Source organism: Mesorhizobium temperatum, from assembly GCF_002284575.1.
GTDB lineage: Bacteria > Pseudomonadota > Alphaproteobacteria > Rhizobiales > Rhizobiaceae > Mesorhizobium > Mesorhizobium temperatum.
Map to the genome: position 1 here is coordinate 45,309 of NZ_NPKJ01000033.1, position 18,418 is coordinate 63,726.

General features: G+C 53.3%; 15 protein-coding genes. All 15 read right to left on the reverse strand.

Annotation, left to right across the window (positions count from 1 at the left end; all coding sequences use genetic code 11):
* Positions 1 to 117 precede the first annotated feature (117 nt).
* The 15 genes from CIT26_RS09435 to CIT26_RS09510 all read right to left on the reverse strand — a co-directional run bounded on the left by CIT26_RS09435 (position 118) and on the right by CIT26_RS09510 (position 18,332).
* On the reverse strand, positions 118 to 738 hold the full coding sequence (locus tag CIT26_RS09435) for a class I SAM-dependent methyltransferase (protein WP_095492328.1): 621 nt from the start codon (positions 736 to 738) through the stop codon (positions 118 to 120).
* Positions 739 to 782: 44 nt separating this feature from the next.
* Positions 783 to 1,715: a glycosyltransferase family 2 protein gene (locus CIT26_RS09440; RefSeq protein WP_206072742.1), complete on the reverse strand. Its 933-nt coding sequence runs from the start codon at positions 1,713 to 1,715 to the stop codon at positions 783 to 785.
* Positions 1,716 to 3,265: 1,550 nt separating this feature from the next.
* On the reverse strand, positions 3,266 to 4,390 hold the full coding sequence (locus CIT26_RS09450; RefSeq protein ID WP_095492330.1) for an acyltransferase family protein: 1,125 nt from the start codon (positions 4,388 to 4,390) through the stop codon (positions 3,266 to 3,268).
* Between the two features lie 72 nt (positions 4,391 to 4,462).
* The gene (locus CIT26_RS09455; RefSeq protein ID WP_143747811.1) at positions 4,463 to 5,380 is read right to left on the reverse strand and encodes an FkbM family methyltransferase; all 918 of its coding nucleotides are present in this window, start codon (positions 5,378 to 5,380) and stop codon (positions 4,463 to 4,465) included.
* 58 nt (positions 5,381 to 5,438) lie between these two features.
* The gene (locus tag CIT26_RS09460) at positions 5,439 to 6,572 is read right to left on the reverse strand and encodes a glycosyltransferase (protein WP_245319310.1); all 1,134 of its coding nucleotides are present in this window, start codon (positions 6,570 to 6,572) and stop codon (positions 5,439 to 5,441) included.
* Between the two features lie 69 nt (positions 6,573 to 6,641).
* A complete protein-coding gene (locus CIT26_RS36495; RefSeq protein ID WP_167391343.1) occupies positions 6,642 to 7,295 on the reverse strand; it encodes a glycosyltransferase family 4 protein in 654 nt (217 codons plus the stop codon).
* A 440-nt stretch (positions 7,296 to 7,735) separates the two neighbouring features.
* A complete protein-coding gene (locus CIT26_RS09470) occupies positions 7,736 to 8,968 on the reverse strand; it encodes an O-antigen ligase family protein (protein ID WP_167391344.1) in 1,233 nt (410 codons plus the stop codon).
* A gap of 477 nt (positions 8,969 to 9,445) precedes the next feature.
* Positions 9,446 to 10,129 (reverse strand): class I SAM-dependent methyltransferase, encoded by a 684-nt coding sequence (locus tag CIT26_RS09475; protein WP_095492335.1) that lies wholly within the window; start codon positions 10,127 to 10,129, stop codon positions 9,446 to 9,448.
* A gap of 106 nt (positions 10,130 to 10,235) precedes the next feature.
* Positions 10,236 to 11,600 (reverse strand): flippase, encoded by a 1,365-nt coding sequence (locus tag CIT26_RS09480; protein ID WP_095492336.1) that lies wholly within the window; start codon positions 11,598 to 11,600, stop codon positions 10,236 to 10,238.
* A gap of 188 nt (positions 11,601 to 11,788) precedes the next feature.
* The gene (locus CIT26_RS09485; RefSeq protein ID WP_095492337.1) at positions 11,789 to 13,042 is read right to left on the reverse strand and encodes a glycosyltransferase; all 1,254 of its coding nucleotides are present in this window, start codon (positions 13,040 to 13,042) and stop codon (positions 11,789 to 11,791) included.
* A gap of 102 nt (positions 13,043 to 13,144) precedes the next feature.
* The gene (locus tag CIT26_RS09490) at positions 13,145 to 13,906 is read right to left on the reverse strand and encodes an FkbM family methyltransferase (protein ID WP_095492338.1); all 762 of its coding nucleotides are present in this window, start codon (positions 13,904 to 13,906) and stop codon (positions 13,145 to 13,147) included.
* A gap of 86 nt (positions 13,907 to 13,992) precedes the next feature.
* Positions 13,993 to 14,991, reverse strand: coding sequence for a glycosyltransferase family protein (locus CIT26_RS09495; protein ID WP_143747813.1), 999 nt, complete (start codon positions 14,989 to 14,991; stop codon positions 13,993 to 13,995).
* A gap of 48 nt (positions 14,992 to 15,039) precedes the next feature.
* Positions 15,040 to 15,828, reverse strand: a complete 789-nt coding sequence (locus tag CIT26_RS09500; RefSeq protein WP_143747814.1) for a glycosyltransferase family 2 protein — start codon at positions 15,826 to 15,828, stop codon at positions 15,040 to 15,042.
* Between the two features lie 21 nt (positions 15,829 to 15,849).
* Positions 15,850 to 16,944 (reverse strand): GDP-mannose 4,6-dehydratase, encoded by a 1,095-nt coding sequence (gene gmd / locus CIT26_RS09505; RefSeq protein WP_095492341.1) that lies wholly within the window; start codon positions 16,942 to 16,944, stop codon positions 15,850 to 15,852.
* Positions 16,945 to 17,033: 89 nt separating this feature from the next.
* Positions 17,034 to 18,332 (reverse strand): sugar transferase, encoded by a 1,299-nt coding sequence (locus CIT26_RS09510; protein WP_245319303.1) that lies wholly within the window; start codon positions 18,330 to 18,332, stop codon positions 17,034 to 17,036.
* Between the last annotated feature and the right edge of the window lie 86 nt (positions 18,333 to 18,418).

Below are 18,418 nucleotides of genomic sequence, written 5' to 3' on the forward strand. Positions count from 1 at the left end.
TTGGTTGTGAGCACCCGCCGAGGGTTGAGTCACCAACTCGGCGACAAAACTTGAAGGCTGGAGCGGGGTGGGCCTGCAGTCCGCATAAGCTGCCATTTTTCACCGGCCCATAGCGCCCTACCTAGGCTTTTGCGCGATCGCGATCATACTCTTGGCAAGAGCAGGAATACGACCCACGCGCTCGAAACGTAAAACTTCTAGCCCTACTTCGTTGAGTAGCATGCCAAGGCTTCGGATAGACCAAAACTTAATATGGCCTCCATCCCACAGAGCCAAGAAATGGGAGTCCAACCGGCCGGTGACAGCCAATGCCAAATTTTTAAAATAGCCGTGATAAGGTGTCGAAATGACGGCTGTGCCACCTGGATTGAGGAGTTCGTAAACATTTTTGGCAAATGCTCTTGGGTCGTAGAGATGCTCCACGACCTCAAGGCTGAGGACCAGGTCAAAAGTGCCATAGCGAGCGCGCAGATCGTCGTAGGCCGAACCGCTTTCGATCCTGATATTGGGATAGGCTTTGTTAGCCATCGCTACGGCAGACGTTGACGGGTCTATTCCAGTGACCACATACCTGTCACTGAGATGCTTTGCAACGCTGCCGTTGCCGCACCCCAGATCAAAGATGCTGGCGGGAGAAAACTCCTCCACTATTTTATCAACGGCAGGTAATAAAATACTATGTGAATCATTCGCATCAGGAGAATCGTAGAGATATTCTAGATTATTTAGTTGAATCATTTTGACTATCCTAGATCTGCCTTAACCCAAAGTCAGGAATCCGCTTAATTTTCATCCACAACAAAGCCCGTACGATCTTTGATAGCTTTTGCTATCGGCACACCCTTTTGCTTTGCGAGTTCTTCTATTTCGAAAATCTTGGCGTCAACCAAACCGCGATACCAAAGCCCTTGCAAGACGTGAAAATAGAACCCAGGCCTGCCGTCGAGAAATCCAAGGCGCACGAAATATCGGTAGAGGAAGTAGGCAATCGTTCGAACACCGGCTGGAGTTCGAAGATAAACCTTTTCCTTGAGGAAGCGCCGCGCACGGGCCTGTGGGCTGGAACCGGAAGCTGGCAGCTTGTCTATTCTTAGAAACTTGAATCGTGCATTCAGCAAATCAATAGCCTCCCGAGAGGCATATTGATTATGCTTTGCCGTCCACCACGTTAAGGAATTCAGGTTGATATCCGAAATTATCACGCCTGATTTTTGGACATTTCCGCTCACTATCACATGCTCGTCCATCCAGCGCTGTTCGCACCGCCCTCGGCCATTGCGCCAAAGCCGAAGCTGCCAACTAGGCTCGATTGCTCCATACCTTATGCGGCGGCCAAGAAAATAGATTCGGCGCTGCACGAGTATGCCATCGCAATCATCTCCAACTTGCGAAACAGTTTCAGAAAGCGAACATGGCGTTGCGGGATCCAGCACCTCATCAGCGTCGATACGCATAAGCCAACCGCCCCTGGTAACGAGGGCGGAGAGCCCAAAATTCAGCTGTGTCGCGTAATTTTTCCAAGGGTGACTAATTACTTCCGCACCTAGCTTTTCAGCTATTTCGATCGTCCCGTCGGTTGAGCCGCTATCGATGACAGTGACGCTTTCAACCTGATTTTTGCAACTCTCTATGCAGCGGGCTATGTGGATCGACTCATTTAAGGTCAGAATAACGACGTGAATCGCGATCGGTGCCCTACTATCATCATTGCTCATGTCAGATTGACCATTATACCTACGCTACCGTAGACTAATCTGACGAGCGGGATTGCCTACTACCACAACTCCATCAGAGACGTCTTTAGTGACGACCGAACGCGCGCCTACAACAGCGCGGCGCCCCACGCGCACGCCAGGGCCGATGAACGCCTCAGCCGCCACCCAAGCGCCCGCCTCAATCTGGATTGCGCCAACGACCAGCGCAAAGGCAGGATCGCGATAGTCATGCGTTGCGGCGCAGAGATGAGAACCTTGACTAACGGTCACGTAATCCTCAATTGTAATCGACCCGACCGAATAGCAGTTCACCCCGGGCCCGAGGCTGCTCGCAGCACCAAGCCGCAGATTCCACGGTGCCCAAATGCGCGCTGTTGGATAAGGATGAGCACCCCTACCTACAGCGGCGCCAAATAGCCGCAACAGAAAGCACCGCCAACCATGAACTGGGACAGGCGACCATCTGTACAGTGTGGCTTCCACAATGCGCCATTGCAACCGCCTCACTTTGTCTTTGAAGCTTGGCGCGGGAACCGCCTCCAGCCGAGGGCGTCGTAGGGTCAATTCGGGCATGGCCTATTCAGATGTTACAAAGCGTGGCTGATACGGGATATCGGTATAGGATCGGGCCCTTGGGTGGTGCAAGCTTCGAAACCGCGAGTTTCACGTCAGGCCTTTTCCGACCCATGGCACTGCGAAAAATTGCGCGACTTGCGCGCCTGCAGGACCGCCACGTATCCTAGCTGCCGTTCTAAATGTCCTAGCTGTCGTTCTAAAAGAGAATCGAATTATGCGAACTTCGGCCACGCGGAAATCCGTCGGTTCACCATACTGGGTTTCAACCATCATGTTTGCAAGGCTATATTCTGCGCGATTTGCGTTCTAGTCAGCTCTTGGTCCGTAGCCACCGAGACGCGCTCCGCTCAAGCTCTTCAAGGTCAACACTTCACCGGCGGGCCCGATTCGCAGGCGTTTGGTTTCGAGCATCTTACGATCGCCGACTCTCATGTTCTGAGACCGGATGTCCGCGACGCCGGCCAGTGTAGCAAGCGCTGGCATTGGCGAGGAGCAATCAACATCTCGCTATCGACATTTGGATGCTGCCTATGAAGGGCCAAGACAGGCGTCGCCCACTGAGAAAACACCAAAGACGCGCTGTGCCTTTAGAAAGGCAGATGCAAGTGTCAAGCTGGGCCCTTATAGCGCGTTGCCGATCTGGACCATTTGAGAGCAAGGGGCCGTTGCGCAGAATGATTGAAACATCAAAATCGGGTCCGCACTCGTCCGTTATGTCGATGAGCTCTTCCTCTCCTTCTGCAGGTTTACGGTGACAAGGACGTTTGGGCCGCTTATGCGCGAACCAACATCAGGAAGCGAGGAACCGCGCAGGGAAAGCCGGTCTACTGCTTTCTATGGCCGCAGCTTCATTAAGGCTCTTGCTTTTCTGCCGGGCGACGTTCGCCCATGCTGCTCCAAATAACATTCGAAGGAACCTGCGGCACAGTTAAAAAAAGCCTTCCCCTGATCGAGGCTTAAAATAGCAAAACCCTTCAGGTTTTTGCCTTAACGCGGAAAATCGCATGCAGAGGCTTTTCAACAACAAAGTGAAATAATATTGCGACAAAAATACAAACAGCGAGGGTTAAAAGCCATGTGATCGTCGCACCTGCAAAACCGGACAAGCCCGCCTTCTTGGCTAACTTGCACATTACACTGATGACTGGGAAATGAGTTAAGTATAGAACATAGGACGCATCCCCTAGCAACTCCCCAGCGCCAGAGACTGGCCTCCACCCAGCAAGCTCTCTTGATACCAGTCCAAAAATGAGGAGGCTTGAAAAAAGTCCGAAAGCAAGGATTCCACCAGGGTCCTTGTGCAGATCGAATTCCGGCCCCGAAAAGAATTCGCTGACGCTTACCAACATCACCATTAACGTCATTCCGCCGGCGCCCAGAACGACAGCCGGCGCGGCCGCTGGCTTAAAATAACGAGCGCGCACCAATAGTGCCACAATAACTCCGAGTCCAAAAAGGGTGATAAAGTACCCGTTTAGAAACGCAATCGTAAAGTGCAGATCAAGAGCCCAGTATCCAACCACAGCTGCCCCAATCAGGGCAACGCTCATCCACCCGCCTATCAGTATTGCAAAAAATAAATAGAAAACCACCTCATATTGAAGAGACCACGCTACAACTATAATCGGAGCACCAGTACCTCCAACAACGGCAGGATCCTGCGGAAAAAGAAGTAGCGTTTTGGCAATTACAGAAATCTCTTTTGGAAAAGACTCTGATGCGCCAGGTACATACAATGCAATTACAGAAACTGAGACAAGTATGACCAAATATGGGGGATAAATACGTGAACAACGTTTTAAAATATACAGGTACAACCTGGAAGGCTTGCCGATGTCAGAAAAATGTACATAAGTGATGATAAATCCGCTAAGAACGAAAAAGAAATTCACACCCGCAGAACCAGCCTGGAAGTAATAGCTGAAAAGCGGTTGGCCAAAATATTTCGGCGCGGCGATTGCTCCACTTAGGTGGAACAGTACGATCGCCAAAGCAGCAATACCTCTGGAGATCTGGACCGAGGTCAACGCTGGCCTAGAAGTCGGCGTACTCGAAAACTCAAGCGATTGAGGATCACGAGTTCTAATGGTATAAGTCATAGAAAGACACAAATAAGCGGGTTGATCCTGCACTTTAATAGTACATCATTATTGTACAAATCAAAGGAAGCGCTACGGACTTTTCTCTGACGCAGACGAGCCAACATGCTTGTAGAGATAGTTTGCACCTTTCCTGTAACACAATTGGTAGCCGGCGTTTAACAGCGCCCCGTGACCTTCGAAAAAGCGCGCCGTGGATCGTTTCGAAGGGCGAGTCAGTTCATCAAACTCGACTAGTATCTGTGAGGGGCGTACTTTGCCGAGCATCATGTGCTTTAGAACATCAACCTCTGCACCTTCTATATCCAGTTTTAATAACGGCAGCTTTGTTATGCTATGATCCCTGCAGATCGCTTCAATAGTTAAGGCGCTAACGTGGATATGAGTGCCCGTCATTTGGTAGTTGTTCTGAAAGTCGATGATTGAGTGGCTAACGTGTGTTGGATCAGACGGCGCAAAGAATTTAAGAGATGTCTCCTCTATCCATAACGCTTTTCGTACCAGCAACAGCTGCCAAGGCCTAATGTTGGTTAGATCGTACCTCCCTGGATGCCACGGGTCGCTTGTAGTCGGCACCAGTTCGCCGCGGGCGATTCGATCCACAATCGCCTGGTAGTGGGCGATGGCCCGGGGGGTGGGATCAAGTATGATTACCTGCGCACCGTATTTTGCCGCGAACTCTACGTCGAAACTGGCGTCCTCTCCGAGTCCACAACTGATCACTGTTGAGCCATGCAACTCCTCCCCGTCGATGAAATCCCATCCCCCATACGCCGATCCGAGCCGCATTGTTTGGGCGCCAGAAATAGATACGCGAGGTTGGTGCACAGTTCGCCGGACTTTGTGAAGGGCCTTCTTTAATAGGGCCGGTAGCAAAACCGCGCGCGACGTCATCTGTCGCTCCATGTCTATTTCCATTTCAATCCTTAACAGCACGATCTGCAATGCGGCAATACCATTGGAGATCTGGATCGAGATCAATCCCGCCAAGAAGTGAGCTTACTCGAAAATTCGGGCGGTCGCGAATCACGCATCTTAAAGGAAAAAATCATAGAAAAACGCAATCGGGGCGGCTACCGCGACCAAGAAGCCAAGAGTAAACGCTCAGCATCCGATCGGAGATCGAATTCCAGCGATAGTCGCTCAGCATCCAGCTCCGACCCCGCTGGCCCATCTTCGACAGTTTGTCCATCGACAAGTGCATGGCATCGCGAAGGGCATACTCGAGTGGAGAATCCCCAATCTCCGGCCACCAACCACATCCACGCGACTCAAGTTCAGACCAAGGCGCGCCCCTCGAACAAACGACCGGCGTTCCGCAAACGAGAGCTTCAGCCACTGTCATCCCAAAATTCTCATCAAGGGTCGGCAAAACAAACAGTTCTGCCTTCTGGTACGCTTCCAGTTTCGTCTGACCAAAAACCCCTCCGGTGAATTTAACCCTGGGAACGGCCGTTTCTCGCACCAGCTTCTCATAGGCGGCCGCATACGAATTATCGAGAGGCCCAGCAATCTCAAGGCGCCAACCCGGAAACTCCGACGAAAGGCCAGACCATACACGTAATAGACTATCGACGCCCTTCTTGGGATGCAGGCGTCCCAAAAATAGCAAGGTGCGCGCTTCAGTATTCCGATGAGCAAGGGGTCCCGCAGGCAGCATATCGTCAATTCCGTTGGGAATGACAGCCACAGGTGCTTTCAGTCCGAATGAGCGAATATCCTCCAGCTCTTTCTCGCTTGTAGCGTGCCAACAGGCGCAACTAGCCGCAGCTGATTTCTGAAACAGATACCAAAAGAGGCGCTTCTTCCAGCGAGAAAACTGCAAGGCGCCAGGCCCCAACATCCCATGAGGACTGATGACAAGCGGTAGTCTTTCACGGCTCGAGACTATTCCAGATGCCACGTTTGGCATCATCCAAAGGCCGTGATTATGAATAACCGCCGCATCCCGGGCTAATGCCTCGAGCCCTGGAATAAGAGCGCGAGACACGCCTAACCGGCGAACCAAGGGCAAGTTGCGGAAGTTCGATTCAAATGCGTGCAGTTTGAACCCTGTGTTGCTTTGATTGGTCGACAGATCTGCGTCTTCGATGGTCACCACTTCCGCTGGCCAGCCCGCCTCTATGCTTTCCTGGACTAGCCTCCGCACGCATATCGTCGTGCCGGCAGCCTCACTTGCCATCGAGGAGATCGTATGAATAATCTTGGGCAATTTAAAATGCAGCCTTTGAAGCACCTAAATGAAACATCTTCAACGCCTAGACGCCGCCATGTCGCGAAACATTTTCAAAAAACGACGCGCCATATCGGCGGTATTAAACGATTCACTAGTTGTCTTCAACGCCGCACCAGACATTCTATTAAGTTCTTTCGGCGATGCCAGGGCGTTTGCAATAGTATTGGCGAGCGATTCCGCATTACCTTTGCGAAATAAAAACCCATTGACTCGCTCTTCATGCGCAGCAATTTCCGGCATGTGAGTCTTGCGATCATCATGCACCACGCTGGGCAGGCCGTAAGCGAGGGCATGTATCAGACTTAACCCGACGCTGCCAGGATACACGAAGAGCTTGCATTGGTTCGCTATCTCAGCAATCCGGGCCTCGTCGGTCATGCCCCCGTGCAACACCACCCTGTCACCAAGTTGACTCTCGGCAAGGCGAGACTGTAACGCGTCTTTATCTTCGCCAGCTCCGACTATGTCCAGGGTTACAGAAGCACATTTCGAATGGGTCAGCGACTCCAACAATAGATTAAGCTCGCACTTTTTGGTAATTCTTCCAATAAATAGTAAATCGCGCGGACGTCGTTCCGCATCATACAGAGCGCGAAATTCTGCAATTCCAGTTGTTTCAACGCCATTATTTAACGCAAACACGAGTTGACGGTCGTTGCGACGTCTCATTGCGCGATGCGCCTCGACCTCCCCGTCTGTGTAAAACAACACCGAATCTGCGAAGCGCATCGCAAACAAACGTAGCCGCGAGCTCCAGTTTCGGCTAGTTGCGGACCAGTAGTGCCCCCACCACACAGTTTTGGCACCTAGAAGCCGTGCCTTGACCAACAGTGCTAGATTGGAGATGCAGCGGGGCGCTCCGGAAACAACGACTATGTCATCTCGCTGAATGGGAAACGATAAGGCGCCTCGCTGCCAGAACAGACCAGGAGCGATCGCAAAAATAGAACCAAGCGAGGTCTTCCATTCAGGTAGCGACGTTGATTCGCTAAGCACCCCTAGATCTTCAAATGATGCATATACGGTGAAATCCCTTCCCAACTCGCTCGCTAGACGGCTAAATAGCCCAAGCCTATAAAATGGAACTGAAGGTTGTACGACTATAAACCTCATGCCGAGCCCCTGCCTCGCAAATATCTGACCCTTGCGTTGATACTTTCAAGTGAACGGGCATCAAAGGCTGATCTAGTCAAAGCTACTTTCTTACTTTGCCACATCACTATGACCAAAAAAGAGCTTATCCAAAATCCTGAAACACTCCAAATTCCGCCACTCGCGGCAGCGCCCACCGCTTCTCTTATAAACAGCAACGCGACGAATGCTCCGGCAAAAGACCCCTCTGAATTACGAATTAGCCCAATTGACGACCTCAATGCCATAACGAGGTGGATAGCAAAGGGTACCGTTCCGACCAAACCGACTGACATCAAAGACTCAATATATATATTGTGGGGATAATAGCCGGTCAGCCGCTCAACCACGTAGCGGCCGAAGAAAGGATTCTCAAGGAATTGAGCCCATGCTCCTTTAAATGCCAGCGCCCTGCCGGCGGTCGACATGTCATTGTCCACGTCGATCCTGCTCAGCGCTTCAAATACTATAGATTGGTATTCAGGGCTGAGAAATGTCAGCACCATGACAGCAGCGGTTGCCAGTCCTGCTACGGCCCATATTCTCCGGTTTCCTTTGAGCACCAGAACGTAAACTAGGAAAGTAATCGCCGTAGAGATCATCATGCCGCGCGATCGCGAGAGCGACACAACCACCAGCAGGATAGGAACGATAGAAAGAGCCTCTAGTATTGTCCATTTCGACTTTGTAAAGCGCAGAAAATAAAACAAAAGGAAACTGGACGACACATACGCAAGTGCTATTGGGTTCACTTTATCCAGCGTCATTCTACTCTCAGATGTCATAGCAAGCGCATCGCGGTTGATGATTATCCCAACCACGAACGCGAAAGAGAACGCCGAAGTAGCCCAGGCCAGTTCGCGATCATTTATACCTCTTTCTATTGCTGCCAACAAATATGCCGGTATGATTCCTGAAAGAAAAAATATTGACATAACTAATATCGCACGCTGACCAGAGTAAATATCATCGACATATATGTTTTGTATTAATCTAAATGAGTAAATAAATAGAAATATAGATGCATATGAGAGAATTGGAAGAACCGGCCTCGTCATCCTTGGGCTAAGTCGTGCATACGCGGTCAGCAATACAACTAGAGAAATGACTCTAATTGCAATACCTCCAATACTACCTTCTGGTATAATGAAATTCACATATGTAGCAAGTGTATAGTAGCCAACTGTCGGAAACAGCAGAACAAATGCCATCGAAGCGCTGGATAGGCGGCTAAAGATCATTGTATTCTACTTTTGCTCCGTCATTTAGGCCACCGAATCCGCGAACGTGATGGAGATAATAAGTGTCACGACTATCTGCATTAAAACGATGCTCGCGGCGGAGCCTAAGAGCCGCCACCGTAATGAGCTTAGTGCCCGCTATGGAATGGGCATCCCCGATGAGAGACGTGAACAAGCTAGCGATCAGCCCAACAACGATTCCAGCGACAACCCCCAGAGGAACGTCGGATCGCAAACTTCGCCACGGCTCAAACAGCAATGCTGCAATGCCAATCGCATTTACTTGAGGCATATCCAGTCGTTTTGACGAACACGTCTGTTCGCAATCGATAACGCACGGGCGGCATTGCAACAGCTTCGCCGTCATGTGCTTCCGGGAGAGGACTGCAGATAATTTTCGCGCGCGTCATGTGGAGTCCAATGCGGAGGAATCCGAAATGGGTATACTCACACGGTGAAGTGTGCCACGCCGTGGATACCGCGGGCTATGTTACCTTTGGAAAAATAGCAACTGAATTCGATGCCGAAAAGACCCGCCCAGAGCCGTAATATCTCTTGCTCCCCCAGCCGATGGATATCATCGAGAAACACCACGTAATCTTGCGCGAGGTGTGCCTCAAGTGCAGGAAGTGCTGGATAACGCGCCAATTCATATCCCGTCTTGTAAGCAGGCGGGCCATCGACGACCACACAATCAATCGACAGATCCTGTACAGCCGCTGCGACGATCGATTGATCGTACCAGCTCAAGCCATTTTTGCTCAAGGTGCAGGGTCCCAATGGCGCGCGAACGACTGTGGCGAATTCGGACAGGCTCAACGCTGCGAGGCGGTTCTCAACGAAAGTCGCCCATTCTGCGTCGGTCTCGAAGCTGACAATCCGGCCGCCAAGCCGTGACAGGATCTGCGCAATGTAAATCGTGGAAATACCACTTCCAAATTCCGCGACTGTCTTGCGAGCATTGATTTCAATTTCGTTGAGCACGACCTGCAGGGCAGAAGGAAGCAGGGACGCGTCGGACCATGGCAAGTACGGCAGACCAAGCCGGGATAATTCTACCGCAGCTCGCGTATTGTTGGAAGCTTGCGCAAAGTGGTTCCACTTTGTCGCTACCCTGTTTAGCACTGTCATGCGCTCGTAACTCCACTTCTTTCGGCCATTGAAACTGACAAGGACGCCCGTTCACCCGAGCTGCAATTGAACGCCAAGAGGTCCTGCCGTTGGACTGACTGATCGATCAGGCATGGGCGCTTCGTCTTACATAATTGAAGAAATCTTTGGGAGCGCGCCACGGCATAAAGGCGGAGCGCGACATCATTACGAAAATCGGCCTCGTTCGGCGTGGGATGGCCAAGGCGAGGTAGGTGGCCGTTGCATATGACACGAGCGTCGCAAGCGCGGCACCAATACTCCCATAGTGGGGAATGAGAAGAAAATTAAAAGCCACGTTTGTAAGCGCACCGAGGCCTTCGGTTAACATGAAGAATGTGGCGCCGCCTCCTATGATGGTCCATCTCGTAAATGCGATTCGCATGAACAAGAAGGGCGCAGACAGGACATGAACCAGCAGCACCGGGATCGATGCATCGTACTGAGCTCCAAAAAGGAGCCGGATAAGCGGCCCGCCAAGCAAGAACATCGTGGCGATCATGCCAAGTCCCGCGAGCCACAAGACATCGAAAACGGTCTGAAGCTGCCTGCCGAACAAATCCTGATCGGTTTTCGCGGACTCGATCAGCTTGGGGAACACACTGGCGACCAACGCGGCCGGCACGAAGTATGCTGCCTCGGAAAGGGTCGCCGCCACCGCATAGGTACCAACCTCTGCCGGCCCGGCCAGCCAGCGAAGCATGATCATATCGATTTTTAGGTAGACGATCGCAAATATGGATCCAAGAAAAAGCATCCAGCTCTCGGAGAGCAGCACCTTCGCCAATGCCGGAGAGAACCGCCATGCCGACAAAGGCGGACCTTTCTGCCGCTTGTAAAAGCGAAACGAGAGCATGGCCGCAATCAACACCTGGACCACATTTGCAGCGGCGAACGCCATCACTGCAGCCCCGCTCCATACAAGACCGAGTTTTCCCAGGCCGACCAGTAGCGCGGATATGCTGGAGGAAATGGCACTGTACCGGGCCTGAACGCGCGAATGAAACCAGAGGCCGAAGAACCCTGACAGCGACGCCAAGGGTATGAAGGCTGCGGCCAAAAACAACATTGCACGCTCAGTCGAATGCACGCCGATAGACAGCGCATAGACGACCAAACCAGCGGCTCCCAGCAAATGCCCGGAGAATTTCAGGACGAACACTGTGCCGAGTACGCGTGGCACGTCGTCAGGGCGGTTGACGATTTCTCGAATGACTAGTCCGTCGAGCCCAAGTTGTCCCACGACCGCAAACAGGAGTGCCGTAGAGAACGTATAGGATAGCAATCCAAATTCGCTCGGCCCGAGATAGCGAGCCACTACCGCCACAACTAAAAGCCCTATCAGACTTGCTAGCAGCCTGTCGGAAATCAACCAGAGTGAGTTTGAAATAAACCTCCAGTATCGTCTAACCAGACTTGAAAACGTTCGGAACGCTATAAAGATCTTACGCACGATAAGGTTCGTTCATACTTCCCACTTGCCAGATGATCTTTTCGACTGACGTCTGACGAATCCGAGTCGGAGTTCCGCATGGTACCGTTACAGATCGAGGCATGGCCAGCACCGCATCGCGCGACGACGACTGTGACCAGAAGCCTCAGGACCCGGGCACGCTTCAGGACGGTTACGTGTGGCACGGGTCATGCTTGATCACCACTCAACAAGGATTCATACAGGTCGATATAGCGACGGGCGATAGCCTCTGGTGAGTATCTGTCGATCACGGCGGCGCGTGCGCTCACTCCAAAATTCCTTAATGATGGAACTGGCAGGGCCCGTGCTGTCTCAATAGCGGCCGCTACTGCATCAGCGTCACCGTGCTTTACCAACCATCCGGTCTGCCCGTGGCTGATGATCTCCTCGGCTGGCGTTTTAAAGAGCCCGATGACAGGAGTTCCGCATGCCATCGCCTCGACCGTGACCTTGCCGAATGACTCCTGAAGTGAGGGCATCACGAACACATCGGCCGCCGAATATATCTGGTTAAGAGTGACTTCATCGCGGATGAGGCCAAAACCTGTGCAGTTTTCAGGCACCGGATCGACCAGTTCTGCAAGTCCCTTGCCAAACAAACACCAGTGAACGTTTTTGTTATCTCGGTAAACATGCAGCAGGTGACGCATGATATCCGCGCCTTTGCGCGGATCTGCTAGATTCAAAGCACCTGAGGCGATTACGAATTTGTTCGCTGGGAGTCCCAATGCGCTACGCGCCTGCGCCTTGTCCATTGCGCGAAGCTGGCTCATTTGCACACTGTTGGGGATTACACGTATATCACGCTCGCACAGAACCGTACTCTTTCGGGCCTGCTCGGCGATCGTGTCGCTGATCGCAACAAATACCGATTGTGGGCCGTAGTGCTCGGCCTTGAATGCAACATCGTCAGACGTGATCCTCTCGTCCCCTCCACCCAAGAGTGGGCACTGGCCACAACCACTGGTATATTTCTCGCAGAGACCTGCGAAATGACATCCGCCAGTGAACGGCCACATGTCGCGAAGTGTCCAGACCACCGGCCGTTTTTCGCGCCTAGTCGCGCGCCAGAATGCCGGCCCAAGCGTGGGCGCGTGAGCCCACTGGACATGGATAACATCAGCTTTCCGATATTCCGGCGAACTGTGCAGCCGGAGGCCGTGGGAGATGGGATGGAAATTCGGCGGATTCTCGCCGAACCGCCGCATCAAATCCCATTTGTAGAAACGGTTCTTAACACCAACAGGCAGACGCTGCAGCAAGGGAACTCTTCTGGCGAACAAGCTCTCCGGAAGGTCCCGCTCAACCCTTCCTAGGATGTGAGAACGAATTCCTGCATCCAATAAGGCTTCATGCACGGCGCGGATTCCTCGACCCGCACCAGTGTTGAGCGCGCAGCCAACAATCTGAACAACATTCATAGTGTTCGAGCAATCGGTGCGGCAGCCGTCCCAGTGGTTGCTTTGATGTTGGGAAGGCTCTGATTTGGATCTAGCCACACTCTCATGTCAGCTTGCACATTTTCAAATTTCAAGCCCGGCGCTTGCACGAAAATACAGGGCATCTATCTGTGTTAAGCGCTGCGTCCGCGGGTTTCGATATCCTTGCCAGACATCCCACAATTCGAACCCACCGCCGGCAATGAGCTGATGCACCTCCAGAGCTGTCGCTTGACCCGCATAGAGTTCGACCAGCGACAATTCCGACAGGACGCCTCGTAGTTGCGGCAGGACGGTGGGGGCACCTGCAAGAACAGCCGCTTCAGCGCCCTGCACGTCAAGTTTCAGGAACGCTCGCTTGCCAGCACGGCCGATCATACTCGCGAAGGCATCGAGCCGCTCTGTCTTGACCACGATCCGCTTGGCGACGGCCACCCGAGGGGTATGTTCCACGAACGACTCGCGCGGCTCGTGCAACGAACTGCTCGTCGCTGCTTCCGTAACGTGGAACGTCGCCTCCCCGGTAGTGTCGCTCAGCGCAACAGCAGGTCCCACCATCCACCGTTCGTCAAACGCCTTGGCCGTGCGCATGAGCTCGGAATGCGCATCTGGCAGCGGTTCGAATGAAATTATCGAGCCTTGGAACCCCGACGCAAACAGCATCGTGCCGAACTGGCCTTTGTTGGCGCCGACATCGATTACGAGATCGACTTCATGCATGTGAAGGAAGTGCACAAAACGCAAATCATCGCGCGAATTAATGCCATTCAGGCGGACGTCAAACCCGAACCGCCGCCCTACATCGCGCAATGATGTCTTCGTCTTGGGACCCAAGAATTGTAACATGATCAGCCTTTATCTCGATCCTCAGAACTTACATAGCGGCGGCCAAATACCCGGCTCAGCGGCGTTGACGCACATGCGCCCGCGGGTCAAAGCGCCGCACGGATTTTCTGCACAAAATCGGCCCGCCAGCCGCCGACGATTTCGCCCAGCCGCCCGGGCTTGTCGGATCGATTGGCTGCGGCGGCTGCGATATTGGCTGCAGCGTCACGGGTATCGCCGTAAACCAGACACACCGGTGCAACTGCACCTTCTTGCGCATATTTCTCGAGATAAGCGCCCTTGCGGATAATCGGACGTGTACCCAGTTGTACGCTTCGTCCGAATATGCCGGAGGCCTGGTCGTAGTCGGGCTCGTAGCAGCACCAGGCGAAATCGCAAGTTTTGTACAGGCTCAGAAGTTCGTCGTCCGACATGAACCGGTCGACCACCATTCCGCCGGCAGAAATCAGGCGAGCGCAGTCCCCGCCACAGGCCGGATCGACGCGCCCGACGGCCACCACAAAAACATCTTTCGCGAGATCTGGGTGGTCAGTGAGGGTGTTGACCAGGAATTCGAATCCCTTCGACTTTCTCACGCTGCCCAGGAAGCACAAGATGGCGCGCCCGCCGGCCGCGGCCAGCACGTCGCGTGACAGTTGGCTAGTTTCGGTAAGCGCCGCGCCGTCATGCACGTCCCACATCTGAGGGTCGTGTACCCACCCGTGCGCGACTTGGGCAAATCGAAGATCAAATTTGAACGGCAAAATCGTGAAGAGCGACAGGTGGGGCAAACGCCGCAAGCACTGGAAAGCCCATCTCTTGAGGCGGTAAACGAGCCTTCCACCGTCGAAGCATTTGGACGGCCTGAGAAAAAGCCCAACTGTCCGCCGCCCAATCAGCGATCTCGCCAACGCGACTGCTATAAAACCAGCGTAGTCGTCGTCTATCGTCGCAAACAGAAGATGGCGGGCCCTAACGAGGTCGAGCCACAGTCGAGGCCCAATGCGTCCCATTACCGGGTCGAGGCCAAATAGGCCGGCAAAGAGATCCTGATAGAATTGGCGGTGGCCGCTGCGCGCAGATACGTGAACGTAATTGCGCTTCACCTCTGGACCGACCTTCGAGGCATGGAGATCACCTATCGAAGCCACTATTCAGCTTACTCCATGCCGGCTTTGCTTGGCGGTGCCGGTACTGTTAATGCCGAAGAACTGCCCCAGCTTGCGCACTGGCTTCGCAACGAGTGCATAGTCAACTGGTCCGGAGCGCAGCCATTGGCGCCGCGACCGCAGGGCCTCAAAATTGTGTCCGATATAGGAGCCGAGGCTCCGTGTGCTGGCCCCGCCAACCATCATGTCCACCAACACGTGGCTGGTTGCAGCGGTCTGGAATCCATGGAGTTCAACAGCTCTCAACATCCAATCATAATCCGATGCCACTTTGAGACTGAGATCGAATGCACCGACCGCGTCCGCCACCTTCCGCTTGACGTAGAACGTTGGATGGGCTGGCATCCATCCGGTCCGAAAGCCCTTGGCGGGTCTGGGGGCGGCACGCCATCGCCGGATGACCCGCTTGCTGAAATGATTTTCAACAAAATCCAGATCGCCATGCACGATGTCGGCCTGTTCGAGTTCTGCCGAAATTCGCGTCAGCACAGTATGGTCATGGAAACAATCGTCTGAATTCAGCACGCCTACCGCGTCTCCGGTATAGAGACGCAGCCCCTTGTTGAGTGCATCATACATTCCGCTGTCTGGCTCGTTGATCAGCCGGATCTGGTCCGGTGGGTAAGACCGGACAATTGACAACGTCTCGTCCGACGAATTGCCGTCGATGACCACCAGCTCTTTGTCCTGATGATCCTGGGCAAAAAAGCTATCGATCGTATGCCTGATTGTCGCCGCGGAGTTCCAACAGACGGTCAAGACCGAGATTTTCATGTCGACCCGGCCCAACGTCGCTTACTGTGCCGCAACGCGAATGCGGTCCTCATCCAGGCGCCGGTGTTCGGATTCCCGTCTTACCGTTTCGAGGTCGGACTGAACCATTTCCTGGACCATCGCATCGAGCGAGGTTGTTGCCTTCCACCCGAGAACGCGCTCCGCTTTCGAAGGATCGCCGATCAGCAGCTCAACTTCGGTCGGCCTGAAATAGCGCGGATCCACCTCGATCAGGACAGCGCCTGATTTTGCATCGACGCCTTTTTCGTCAATACCGGAACCAACCCACTCGATCTCGATCCCGACCTCGCTGAATGCAAGCTCGACAAAGCGGCGGACCGAATTCTTTACGCCGGTTGCAAGGACGTAGTCGTCCGGCATTTCATGCTGAAGGATTCTCCACATGCCTTCGACGTAATCGCGGGCATGCCCCCAATCCCGTTCAGCCGACAGATTGCCGAGGTAGAGCTTGTCCTGGAGGCCGAGCCTGATTGCAGCAGCCGCGCGCGTGATCTTGCGGGTGACGAACGTCTCGCCGCGCATCGGGCTTTCGTGATTGAACAGGATGCCGTTGGAAGCATGGATATCATAAGCTTCGCGGTAATTCACGGTGATCCAGTAGGCGTAAATCTTTGCCGCCGCATATGGCGACCGAGGATAGAAAGGCGTCGTCTCCCGTTGCGGGATCTCCTGCACCTTGCCGTAGAGCTCGGAAGTCGATGCCTGATAAAAACGAGTCTTTTTTGTCAGGCCAAGCAGCCGGATGGCTTCGAGGAGACGCAATGTGCCGATCGCGTCGGCGTTCGCGGTATATTCCGCGGTCTCGAAGCTCACCTGGACATGCGATTGCGCCGCGAGATTGTAGATCTCGTCCGGCTGCACTTCCTGGACGATACGGATGAGGTTGGTGGCGTCGGTCATGTCGCCATAGTGCAGCGACAGCCTTACGTCCTTCTCATGCGGATCCTGGTAGAGATTGTCGATGCGACCGGTGTTGAACGACGAGGAACGCCGCTTGATGCCATGGACATCATAACCCTTTGCCAGAAGAAGTTCCGCCAGATAGGCACCATCCTGGCCGGTGATGCCTGTAATGAGTGCGGTCTTCCTAGTCATTGTGCTTCTCCGGCGATTTCTGGAATGCGATTGTGAGTGTCTTCCAAGCGAATAATATGATCCTCCCGCAATCAGTAAGCCTCTTCGGCCTACCGAGCACCAAATCCTGTCAGCATGGTTCGGATGGTACGAAACACAATCAGCACGTCGAGCCAAGGGGAGAAATTTTTGATGTAGTAGAAGTCGTAGTGAAGTTTTTCCAGAACGTCGTCCACCGCCGCAACGTGGCCCTGATTGACTTGCGCCCATCCGGTAATGCCAGGCCGGACGATGTGCCGATATCGGTAGAATGGCAGCTCAGCCTCGTACCATTTCGATAGAACGAGTGCCTCCGGTCGCGGTCCGATCCAGCTCATTTCGCCGCGCAAGATGTTGATGGCTTGCGGCAATTCATCGATCCTGGATTTTCTCAGGAACTGCCCAAGGCGTGTAATGCGCGCATCGCCGGCCTTTGTGATGGCCTCTTCCTTTTCATCGACAACCGCGGCGCCGAGTTTCATCGTCCGAAATTTGTAAACCTCGTAGATCTTTCCTCTGTACCCCATTCTTTTTTGCTTGAATAAGGCCGGACCAGCTGAATCGAGCTTTATCGCCATCGCCACAAACAAAAGCAATGGCGAGAAAGCGGCAAGTATAAGCAGTGCTGAAATCCAATCAATGGCCTGCTTTATTTTTAAATAAGCCTGGTTTGGATTCAGAGATCCCAATGTATTTTCGGAAAGATGCTCTATTTCTACTCGACCCGTGAGCGACTCGCTGATCTGTTTGACATGGTAGACGGGTGTTCCCGAGAGCGCGCGATCGGCGATGTACCGTTCCCATTCATCCGAAAGATCGGCTCGAAGATCGGCCACCACACCGCTCGCATATTCGACAATCGTCTCGGGCGAATGAATCCGGTGCCAACTAACGCCTGGTATGCTTTGCAGCCTATCGACATCTCCACCGGGGATTACTGCCAACCGGTATGGGTCGAGCCGTCGCGTGGCCAAGCTCAGACCAAAATACCACAATGTCGACTGAAAGAGACTCGCCGCGGCCTGGAAGCGGCTATAGTCGAACCTGAAAAAGAAGATGGCCATGAATACGAGACCGTAAGTCAGGGCGAAGGTGGGCAGGATGTAACCAGCCGCCGCCACACCCGGAAAATTGCCGATGCGCTTGTAAAGCAGGTAACCCGCCGTGTGAGCCATGAATGCAGCAAAAATCGTAACCTGCATATTCGGTGACCAGATTACTTGCTGATTGAAAGACATGCGGATGAGCGCTGGAACCAGGATCGCGAACGTCAATCCGCCAAGCAACTGAAAGCGCATCCGAAGCAGAATATGCCTCTGGCTGGGCAGGTTGATAGTGGAGGTGTTCAAATTCGTGAAGCCATTAACCAATTAAACTGATCATCCGCGAAGGCAACCAACAGTTCTGCATTGCCACGTCTATCGACATCCTTCGGCTCCAACAATGGCTACCGCAC

Coding starts and splice junctions, on each gene's coding strand:
- CIT26_RS09435 (WP_095492328.1), bottom strand. CDS start 738: ATGATTCAACTAAATAATCTAGAATATCTCTACGATTCTCCTGATGCG.
- CIT26_RS09440 (WP_206072742.1), bottom strand. CDS start 1,715: ATGAGCAATGATGATAGTAGGGCACCGATCGCGATTCACGTCGTTATT.
- CIT26_RS09450 (WP_095492330.1), bottom strand. CDS start 4,390: ATGACTTATACCATTAGAACTCGTGATCCTCAATCGCTTGAGTTTTCG.
- CIT26_RS09460 (WP_245319310.1), bottom strand. CDS start 6,572: ATGGCAAGTGAGGCTGCCGGCACGACGATATGCGTGCGGAGGCTAGTC.
- CIT26_RS36495 (WP_167391343.1), bottom strand. CDS start 7,295: ATGAGACGTCGCAACGACCGTCAACTCGTGTTTGCGTTAAATAATGGC.
- CIT26_RS09470 (WP_167391344.1), bottom strand. CDS start 8,968: ATGGCATTTGTTCTGCTGTTTCCGACAGTTGGCTACTATACACTTGCT.
- CIT26_RS09475 (WP_095492335.1), bottom strand. CDS start 10,129: ATGACAGTGCTAAACAGGGTAGCGACAAAGTGGAACCACTTTGCGCAA.
- CIT26_RS09485 (WP_095492337.1), bottom strand. CDS start 13,042: ATGAATGTTGTTCAGATTGTTGGCTGCGCGCTCAACACTGGTGCGGGT.
- CIT26_RS09490 (WP_095492338.1), bottom strand. CDS start 13,906: ATGTTACAATTCTTGGGTCCCAAGACGAAGACATCATTGCGCGATGTA.
- CIT26_RS09500 (WP_143747814.1), bottom strand. CDS start 15,828: ATGAAAATCTCGGTCTTGACCGTCTGTTGGAACTCCGCGGCGACAATC.
- gmd (WP_095492341.1), bottom strand. CDS start 16,944: ATGACTAGGAAGACCGCACTCATTACAGGCATCACCGGCCAGGATGGT.